This is a genomic window from Burkholderiales bacterium, assembly GCA_035543335.1.
Classification (GTDB): domain Bacteria; phylum Pseudomonadota; class Gammaproteobacteria; order Burkholderiales; family JAHFRG01; genus JAHFRG01.
This window is the reverse complement of record DASZZH010000033.1, coordinates 32488-42073: the sequence shown is the minus strand read 5'-3', so window position 1 is coordinate 42073 and position 9586 is coordinate 32488. Positions and strand designations below refer to the sequence as shown.

General features: G+C 57.5%; 11 protein-coding genes. 10 read left to right on the top strand and 1 reads right to left on the bottom strand.

Annotated elements, in window-relative coordinates; genetic code table 11:
- Positions 1-135: 135 nt before the first annotated feature.
- Positions 136-792 (bottom strand): ComF family protein, encoded by a 657-nt coding sequence (locus VHE58_09210; GenBank protein ID HVS27454.1) that lies wholly within the window; start codon positions 790-792, stop codon positions 136-138.
- 129 nt (positions 793-921) lie between these two features.
- Between VHE58_09210 and bioB the strand changes: the two genes are divergently transcribed.
- From bioB to VHE58_09160, 10 genes are all read left to right on the top strand, one after another.
- Entirely contained in the window at positions 922-1884 is a 963-nt protein-coding gene (gene bioB / locus VHE58_09205; GenBank protein ID HVS27453.1) for a biotin synthase BioB, read from the top strand.
- Positions 1885-1934: 50 nt separating this feature from the next.
- Positions 1935-3095 (top strand): 8-amino-7-oxononanoate synthase, encoded by a 1161-nt coding sequence (gene bioF, locus VHE58_09200; protein ID HVS27452.1) that lies wholly within the window; start codon positions 1935-1937, stop codon positions 3093-3095.
- A gap of 87 nt (positions 3096-3182) precedes the next feature.
- Positions 3183-3947 carry a pimeloyl-ACP methyl ester esterase BioH gene (gene bioH, locus VHE58_09195; protein ID HVS27451.1) on the top strand — a complete coding sequence of 255 codons (765 nt, stop codon included), beginning with the start codon at positions 3183-3185 and terminating at the stop codon, positions 3945-3947.
- Positions 3940-4818: a malonyl-ACP O-methyltransferase BioC gene (bioC, locus tag VHE58_09190; protein ID HVS27450.1), complete on the top strand. Its 879-nt coding sequence runs from the start codon at positions 3940-3942 to the stop codon at positions 4816-4818. Before bioH ends, bioC begins: the two co-directional genes overlap by 8 nt.
- Positions 4818-5495, top strand: a complete 678-nt coding sequence (bioD, locus tag VHE58_09185; GenBank protein HVS27449.1) for a dethiobiotin synthase — start codon at positions 4818-4820, stop codon at positions 5493-5495. The genes bioC and bioD overlap by 1 nt, the downstream gene beginning before the upstream one ends.
- A gap of 105 nt (positions 5496-5600) precedes the next feature.
- Positions 5601-6062 (top strand): DUF2244 domain-containing protein, encoded by a 462-nt coding sequence (locus VHE58_09180; GenBank protein HVS27448.1) that lies wholly within the window; start codon positions 5601-5603, stop codon positions 6060-6062.
- 73 nt (positions 6063-6135) lie between these two features.
- On the top strand, positions 6136-7257 hold the full coding sequence (gene coxB / locus VHE58_09175) for a cytochrome c oxidase subunit II (GenBank protein HVS27447.1): 1122 nt from the start codon (positions 6136-6138) through the stop codon (positions 7255-7257).
- Between the two features lie 44 nt (positions 7258-7301).
- A complete protein-coding gene (gene ctaD / locus VHE58_09170; GenBank protein ID HVS27446.1) occupies positions 7302-8882 on the top strand; it encodes a cytochrome c oxidase subunit I in 1581 nt (526 codons plus the stop codon).
- 15 nt (positions 8883-8897) lie between these two features.
- Positions 8898-9008, top strand: a complete 111-nt coding sequence (locus VHE58_09165; protein HVS27445.1) for a cytochrome oxidase small assembly protein — start codon at positions 8898-8900, stop codon at positions 9006-9008.
- The gene (locus tag VHE58_09160; GenBank protein ID HVS27444.1) at positions 9005-9541 is read left to right on the top strand and encodes a cytochrome c oxidase assembly protein; all 537 of its coding nucleotides are present in this window, start codon (positions 9005-9007) and stop codon (positions 9539-9541) included. The genes VHE58_09165 and VHE58_09160 overlap by 4 nt, the downstream gene beginning before the upstream one ends.
- Positions 9542-9586: the final 45 nt, after the last annotated feature.

Genomic DNA, 9586 nt, shown 5'->3' with positions numbered 1-9586 from the left:
GTTTGCACGAAAAATGCCCATCTGCTGCGTTGCGCTCCTCGGCATCGTAGTCCTGGCTACGACCTTCGTCGCGCGCCTTGCATCTGAGCATTTTTCGTGTCAAACGCGGCTCCCGGAGAGTTTTTCAACACCCTGTTAAGGCGGCAGCGTTCGCGCCACCACCCAGACGCTGATTTCAACCGCACCTTTCCTGCGCACCACCTTGGCAAGCTCGTCGAGGGTTGCGCCAGTGGTCATCACGTCATCGATCAGCGCCACTTTTTTTCCGGATAAATCGGCTTCGCACGCAAACGCGCCGCGGATGTTTTTAGTGCGTTCTTTCCACGGCAGTCCCGCTTGCGGCGCGCAATCGAGTACCCGGGAACAGCTGGTCGCCAACAGCGCAACTCCGGTTGCGCGCGCCACCGGCCTGGCGATTTCCAGCGCCTGATTGAAGCCGCGCTCGCGCAGTCTCGCCGCAGACAACGGCACCGGAATCAGGCAATCGACTGGAGATGCGCTTCGGGCAATGGGCTCCAGCGCGCTCGCCAGCAGCGGCGCTACCGCGAAGTTTCCCCGATACTTGAGTGCCTGAATCAAGGCGTCCACCGGAAAACTGTAGCTGAATGCAGCATAAGTACGGTCAAAAGCCGGCGGCTCGCTCAAGCACGCACCGCAGATTTCGCTTTGCGATAGCGGCACCGCGCACACCTTGCAGCAAGCAGGGGCGAGATACGGCAAATGTTCAAGGCAGGCTTGGCACAAATCCTGATTTGCAACGGTCGCGCCGCAAAGCAGGCACTCTGCCTGCAACAGCCGAATATTTAGGCAGTTGTTTAAAAATTTACAGATAGAAATTGACACTCGAACGGAAATCCTTGATAATTTAGCGAATTTTATTGTTTAGCCGAGGCGCTGCAAATCCGCGAATCAGACATTGTAATGAAGCCCGCCTCACAAATTGCAGAAATACGTCAAGCATGGCGCGTTGACGAAGTTGAAGCTTTGTTCGAGCTGCCGTTCAACGACCTGGTTTATCGCGCCCAGCAAATACATCGCCAGCACTTCGATGCCAACGCAGTGCAGCTATCCACTCTGCTTTCCATCAAGACCGGCGGCTGCCCGGAAGATTGCGCTTATTGTCCGCAAGCGGCGCGCTATCACACCGGCGTCGCCGATGAAGATATTCTGCCTGTGGCCAGCGTGGTCGCGGCGGCACGTGCAGCCAAAGACAAGGGAGCGACGCGTTTTTGCATGGGCGCCGCTTGGCGCGGCCCCAAGCAAAAAGATCTCGACAAGGTAATCGAAATGATTAAAGCCGTGCGTGTCCTGGGTTTGGAAACCTGTGCAACGCTCGGGCTTTTGAAGGAAGGCCAAGCCGAACAATTGCGCGAAGCGGGTCTCGATTACTACAACCATAACCTCGATACCGCGCCCGATTTTTACGGGAAAATTATTACGACGCGCGAGTATCAGGACCGGCTCGACACGCTGCAACGCGTGCGCAGCGCGGGCATCCATGTCTGCTGCGGCGGCATCGTCGGCATGGGCGAGACGCGTCGCGGCCGCGCCGTGCTGATCGCGCAGCTCGCCAGTCTCGATCCTTATCCGGAAAGCGTGCCGATCAACAATCTGGTGCAGGTTGAGGGCACGCCGCTTTACGGAGCCGAACCACTCGATCCGCTGGAATTCGTGCGCACTATCGCTTGCGCGCGCATTACCATGCCCAAAGCGATGGTTCGCCTTTCCGCCGGCCGGAGCCAAATGCCCGAAGCCATGCAAGCCCTGTGTTTCCTCTCCGGGGCGAATTCGATTTTCTACGGTGAGAAACTCCTGACCACCGGCAATCCCGAAATGCGGCAGGACCAGGCATTGCTCGATAAACTCGGCATGCATCCGATGTAATCTTCCGGCGCGCCTCCTTCGACCGGCTCCGGATCGGTTTGTCATCCACGATGTCTTTAGCCCAACTTCGCGGTCAACTGCAGCGCCTGGAAACCAAGGGGCTGCTGCGCCACCGGCGCATCGTGCAAAGCCAGCAAGGCGCACATGTCAGGGCGGATGGCCGCGAGCTGGTTTCATTTTGCAGCAATGATTATCTTGGCCTGGCGTCCCACCCGGAGCTGATTAAAGCCGCACGCGAAGGAGCGGAGCTTTATGGCGTGGGCGCTGGCGCTTCGCACCTGGTGAGCGGACATTTTGACGCGCATCATCAGGTTGAGGAGAAGCTCGCGCAATTTGCGGGCTTGCCGCAAGCGCTGCTGTTTTCCACCGGCTACATGGCGAACCTCGGCGTGGTGACGGCACTGCTGGGGCGCGATGATGCTTTGTTTGCCGACAAGCTCAACCATGCGTCGTTGAACGATGCCGCGCTTCTTTCGAGAGCGAAATTTCACCGCTATCCGCATCTCGACGTGCGGGCGCTTGGAAAACGGCTGGCCGCATCCAGCGCTAAACACAAGCTGGTCATGACCGATGCCGTGTTCAGCATGGATGGCGACATCGCGCCGCTGCCTGATTTGCTTGCCTTGTGCGAGCGTTTCGATGCCTGGCTGCTGATCGACGATGCGCACGGTTTCGGCGTGCTGGGCAAGGAAGGACGAGGCGCGCTTTCGCATTTCAATATGCGTTCTCCGCGCATCGTTTACATGGGGACGCTCGGCAAGGCGGCCGGCGTCTTCGGCGCTTTTGTCGCCGCCGAAAAAGAAGTGATAGCAACGCTCATCCAACTCGCCCGCAGCTATATTTACACCACTGCCTCGCCGCCGCTGCTGGCGCATGTGCTGCTGAAAAGTCTGGATTTGATAAACACTGGAAACGGTCGCCGGGCGCATCTTGCGGAACTGATTGTACAGTTGAAGAAAAACTTGCGGCTGAAAAACTGGCGCCTGGCTCAATCCCAAACGCCGATTCAGCCGCTGATCATCGGCGAATCGCACGCAGCGGTAAGGGCGAGCAAAGCACTGGCTGAAGCAGGCTTCCTGGTTCCGGCAATCCGTCCGCCGACCGTGCCTCAAGGCACGGCGCGGCTTCGAATTTCGCTTTCCGCGGACCACACGAAAGAAGATATCGGGCGGCTGGTGAACACGTTGCATGAATTAGAAAGAGCAATTTAACCGCGGAGGACGCGGAGGAAGCTTGATTCTTAGTAAATATTATGGCTCTTCCGTCCTCAGCGCCCTCTGCGGTGAAAAGGTTTTGAATTGACTTTGCACATTGAATCCACAGGCGATGGGCCGGATCTCGTGTTACTCCATGGCTGGGGCATGCACAGCGGCGTGTGGGACGGTGTGTACGTGGCGCTGGCAAAACACTTTCGCGTCCATCGCGTGGATTTTCCAGGCTATGGCAAAAGCAACGGCTGCACGCGGCATACGCTCATAGAGCTCGTGCAGTCGCTGGCCAAGGCCGCGCCTGAAAGCGTGGCGGTGTGCGGTTGGTCGCTGGGGGCGCAGGTGGCACTGACCTGGGCGCGAAATTTTGAGCGGCAGGTGAAACAATTGGTATTGGTGGCGGCCACGCCGCGCTTTGTGTGTGCCCCCGATTGGCCGCATGGAATGGAAACGCAGGTATTTGCGGAATTCGCGGCCAAGCTCAAACGCGACGGACGGACGGCGCTGAAGCGCTTCGTATCTTTGGAAACCCGGGGCGCGGAGGATGCGCGCAGTCAAAGCGCCTGGCTGCGCAAGCAACTGTTCGCGCGCGGCGAACCTGAGCAGTCCGCATTGGAGACAGGCTTGCGGATTTTGCACGACGCGGATTTACGGGAAACGGCGCAGAAACTGCGTCAGCCGGTTTTGCTTTTGCATGGCGCAGCCGATGCGCTGGTTCCGCTTGGTGCGGCATTATGGCTGAAGCAGCATTTTCCACAGGCCAGGCTTGAAGTATTTGAGCGTTGTGCCCATGCGCCGTTTTTGTCAAAGCCCGGAGAATTCGTGAAAGAACTTGCGGAATTCCTGGATGAGTGAAGCCGACCCATTTGCCCTGGACAAGCGCCTGGTACGGCTTGCTTTCGAGCGCGCGGCGGCTACTTATGATCAGGCCGCGGTGCTGCAGCGCGAAGTGGAGGGGCGCATGCTTTCGCGTCTGGACTATATCAAACTCACGCCGGATTCCATTCTCGATGCCGGCAGCGGCACCGGGCATGGCAGCCGCGAACTTAAGCGGCGTTATCCTCAGGCAAAGGTACTGGCGCTCGACATCGCCTTGGCCATGCTCGAGCGTTCACGCAGACGCAGACGCGGGCGCTGGCTGCCTTTTTTGCCGCAGCCCATTGTTCATCTATGTGCCGACATCGAACGCATGCCACTTAAGGCAGCCAGCGCCGGCATGGTGTGGTGCAACCTGGCGCTGCAATGGGTAAATCAGCCGCAGCGGGCATTTGCCGAAATGCACCACGTGTTGCAGCCGGGAGGGTTGCTGATGTTCAGCACCTTCGGGCCGGACACGCTCAAAGAGCTGCGGCAGGCCTGCTCGGGAATCGACGGCTACAGCCATGTGCATCGCTTTATTGACATGCATGATATGGGCGACATGCTGGTGCAAACGGGATTCAACACTCCGGTGATGGACATGGAGCAAATCACGCTGACTTATGTGAATGCCGTTTCCTTGATGCGCGATCTCAAGGCCATCGGCGCGCACAACGTGAGTCATGGGCGTCGTCATGGCCTGGCGGGCAAGTCGCTGCTGCAAACGGTGTCGCGCAATTACGAGAAGTTTCGCAGCGAGGGGCGTCTGCCGGCGACGTTTGAAGTGGTATACGGCCATGCCTGGAAGCCTGAAGCGCCGCGCATGCCGGATGGAAGGAAAATCATCAAAGTGGAAGCCAGACGTTGATGAGCCGGGGTTTTTTTGTCACCGGCACCGATACCGGCGTGGGCAAGACGCTGGTGGCCTGCGCTTTGCTGCATGCTTTCGCGGCTTTGGGAAAAAGCACGATCGGCATGAAGCCGGTCGCGGCAGGCGGCGCGGAAACCGCGCAAGGTTTGCGCCATGACGATGTTGAAGCCTTGCTAGCTGCAAGCTGCATTAAGGCACCCCGCATTTTGATTAATTCTTACGCGTTGAAGCCGGCGATTGCGCCGCATATCGCCGCGCGACAGGCCGGAATCGAAATCGATTTGCCGGTCATCAAAAACGCATTCAGTCAATTAGCCGGAATGGCCGAAGTTGTGATTGTGGAGGGCGTAGGCGGTTTCATGGTCCCGCTCAATTCCCGCGCAGACAGCGCTGATCTCGCCACATTACTTGGTCTTCCCGTAATTCTGGTGGTGGGGATGCGTTTGGGCTGCCTCAACCACGCCTTGCTTACCGCAGAAGCGATCGAGTCGCGAGGATTGCAACTCTCAGCCTGGGTCGCTAATTGCCTGGACCCGCAAATGCAAGCGCTCGAAGAAAATCTTGCTGCGCTTAAAGAAAGGCTTAAACAAGCCCCCTTGGGTGTGCTCGAATTTGCGGCTAGTCCGCAGCCTGCGGAAGTGGCGGCGGGCCTTGCGGTTTCCTCTTTGATTTGATAGACAAAGCAGAGCAGAAAAAAGCCTGATTGTCCTTGCCATGCCAGTTTGCCTATGCTAATTTACGCGCTTGGTTAAATTGGGCGGGTCGGGAGGCACGAGAACATGCAGTGCACCGGTGCGGATGATGCGACGGCTTACACGCTCACCGCAAGACGCAACAACTCCCTGACCACGGCGGGCCGCTGTCTGGTTTTTGGTTTCATTTTTGTGGTCTCTTTCGGCATTTCCTTGGCGTTTGCGGCATTCGGGGCGTGGCTGATTTTGCCCTTTGCCGGGCTGGAAATGCTGGTTTTGTTTGTGGCTTTCCACTATATCGATCGCCGGTCGGGCGATTACGAACGGCTTACCTTGAGCGGCGACAAGCTGCTGCTCGAGTGCCGGACAGGCGGAGAGCTCAAGCGGTTTGAATTCAACCGCTACTGGGCGCAGGTGGTATGTGACGCGACGGGAAGCCGCCTTGCGCTTCGCTCGCACGGACGGGAAGTGGAATTAGGGTGCCATCTGACGGAAGAGGAGCGCGCGAAACTCGCGCGGCAGCTGAAAGCGAAAATCCGGCAGTTCTGAGAGTGCCCGGCCGCGCGTCTACTGAGGATGGCGAGGGAATTCGTTGAATATTTGCAAATCCCTTAGGGAGATTATGTTTAACAAATTGGTAAAACATGGTGCGGCGGGAATCATTCCGGCCCTCTACGCCGGGCTGGCGCATGGCGCTTACCAATTAAACCTGCCACAGCCCGAGTCGCCGATCGCCCAGCAAATCTACGATTTGCACACGACGATTCTCCTGGTGTGCGTGCTCATCTTCTGCTTGGTGTTTGGCGTGATGTTCTACTCCATCTACAAACACCGCAAGTCCGTCGGCCACCGGGCCGAGCAGTTCCACGAAAACACTACCGTCGAAATCATCTGGACCATCATCCCTTTCTGTATTCTCGTCGGCATGGCCTATCCCGCCACCAAAACCATCCTGGCGATGAAGAACACCATCACCCCGGACATGACCATCAAGGTCACCGGTTACCAATGGAAATGGGGCTACGATTATCTGCAGGACAACGTGAGTTTTTACAGCAACCTCACCACCCCCCGAGACCAGATCGAGAACCGGGCACCCAAGGGCGAACATTATTTGCTGGAAGTGGACAAGCCGCTGGTGGTGCCGGTGGGCAAGAAGGTGCGTGTGTTGATTACCGCAAACGATGTGATTCACGCTTGGTGGGTGCCGGCCTTTGGCGTGAAGCAGGATGCCATTCCCGGTTTTATCCGCGACAGCTGGTTCAAAGTGGACAAACCGGGAACCTACCGCGGCCAGTGCGCGGAATTGTGCGGCAAGGACCATGGCTTCATGCCCATAGTGGTGGAAGCGAAGGAACAAAAGGATTATGAGATCTGGCTTGCCGAGCAGAAACAGAAGCAGGCGGCAACCCAGGTGGATGCCAACAAAACCTTCACTCTGGATGAGCTGAAAACGCAAGGAGAAAAAGTCTATAACACCAATTGCGCCGTCTGCCATCAAGCCAGCGGCGCCGGCATTCCCGGCACGTTCCCCGCGCTCAACGGCTCGAAGATTGCCACCGGCCCAAACCCAGATCATTTTAACATCGTGATGAACGGCAAAGCAGGCACGGCAATGGTCGCCTTCAGCAAGCAGCTTTCGGACGTGGAACTCGCCGCGGTAATCACCTACGAACGCAACGCCTGGAACAACAAGATCGGCGATGCGATTCAGCCCGGCGAAATCAAAGCTTTGCGCAAATGAACCGTAAATTTGTAGCTTAGACAGATTTTAAGGAGAGCAGCATCATGGACGCAGCAACTCACGCTCACGGTCACGACGATCACGCACATCATCCCGGCGGCATCATGCGCTGGGTGATGACCACCAACCACAAGGACATCGGCACGCTGTATCTGACCTTCGCCGGCTTGATGTTCTTCATCGGCGGTATCATGGCCATGACCATCCGCGCCGAGCTGTTCCAGCCGGGGCTGCAAATCGTGCGGCCGGAGTTCTTCAATCAACTCGTCACGCTGCACGGCCTCATCATGATATTCGGCGCGATCATGCCGGCATTTGTCGGCTTCGCCAACTGGCAGGTGCCGCTGATGATCGGCGCGCCGGACATGGCGTTCGCGCGCATGAACAACTGGAGCTTCTGGCTGCTGCCGCCGGCCGCGCTCCTGCTCATCATTTCCATGTTCGTTCCCGGTGGCGCCGCCGCCGCGGGCTGGACGCTCTACGCCCCGCTCTCCGTGCAATTAGGGCCGGGAATGGATCTTACGATTTTCGCCATCCACATGATGGGGGCAAGCTCGATCATGGGTTCGATCAACATCATCACCACCATCCTCAATATGCGCGCGCCGGGGATGACACTGATGAAAATGCCGCTGTTTGTGTGGACCTGGCTGATCACCGCTTATTTGCTGATTGCCATAATGCCGGTGCTGGCGGGTGCGGTGACCATGCTGCTCACCGACCGCCACTTCGGCACGCATTTCTTTAATGCGGCCGGCGGCGGCGATCCGGTATTGTTCCAGCATGTGTTCTGGTTCTTCGGCCACCCCGAGGTGTACGTCATGATTCTGCCCGGATTCGGCATCGTGTCGCAGATCATCCCGACTTTCGCGCGCAAGCCTCTGTTCGGTTATTCCTCGATGGTCTACGCAACCGCCTCGATTGCGGTTCTCTCGTTCATCGTCTGGGCGCACCACATGTTCACCGTCGGCATGCCGGCGGCCGGACAGTTGTTCTTCATGTACTCGACGATGCTGATTGCGGTGCCGACCGGCGTGAAAGTGTTCAACTGGCTCGCCACCATGTGGAAAGGTTCGATGACCTTCGAAACGCCGATGCTGTTTGCCATCGGCTTCATCTTCCTCTTCACCATGGGCGGCTTTACCGGCCTGGTGCTGGCGATCGTCCCGGTGGACATCCAGCTGCAGGACACCTATTACGTGGTCGCGCACTTCCACTACGTGCTGGTGGCGGGTGCGCTGTTCAGCATTTTCGGCGGCATTTACTACTGGTTGCCGAAATGGACCGGCAAAATGTATGACGAAACGCTGGGGAAATGGCACTTCTGGCTGTCGATGATTTTCTTCAACGTCGCCTTCTTCGTGCAGCATTTCCTGGGGCTGGCCGGCATGCCGCGCCGCATTCCCGACTATTCGCCGCAGTTCACCGAATTCAACATGATCTCGAGTATCGGCGCGTTTGGTTTCGGTCTGGCCCAGTTGCTGTTCCTGTACAACGTGATTAAAACTATCCGCAGCGGGGAGAAGGCTGCAGCCAAGTCTTGGGAGGGCGCGCAAGGGCTGGAATGGACACTGCCGTCGCCGCCGCCTTATCACACGTTTGAAACCCCGCCGCTGGTGAAGTAAGGAGGGCGCAAGCCCATGCGACATGATGAGCTGGTTTCGCGCAAAAATGGATTAAGGACCGCGCTGATTCTGTTTTCGATTGCCGCGGCGTTTCTTGTCGGGTTTGTAATCAGGCATTGGCAATGAGCGCAAAACAGGCCAACCGTATTCTGTTGAAGAAGCTGCTCGTCGTAGCAGTGGCGATGTTCGGCTTCGGTTTTGCCCTGGTGCCGTTTTACAAGAAGATCTGCGAAGTCACCGGCATCAACAATATTTTTCAGGCGGATGCGCTGGCGAAGAATACGCAGGTTGACTCTACGCGTACCGTGACGGTGGAGCTGGATGCCAATACCCGGCAGCTGGCGTGGAACTTTCGCCCGCTGCAGGGCAGCGTGAAAGTGCACCCCGGCGAGCTCACACAGGTGGTGTATGAGGTCAAGAATACATTACCCTATGCCGTAACCGGACAGGCGATACCGAGTTACGGGCCGCAGTACGCGGCGGAATATTTTAAGAAGCTGGAGTGTTTCTGCTTCACGCAGCAGACGCTGAAAGCCAATGAAGTGCGGCAGCTGCCGGTAGTGTTCATGATTGACTCCCGGCTTCCCAAGGACGTGAACACTATCACCTTGTCGTATACTTTTTTCGAGGTCGATGGCGGACGCCGGCAGCCCGGCTAGGCTGAAGCGTAACGCTATAACAGGATAGACTAAAGAGGAGTGATA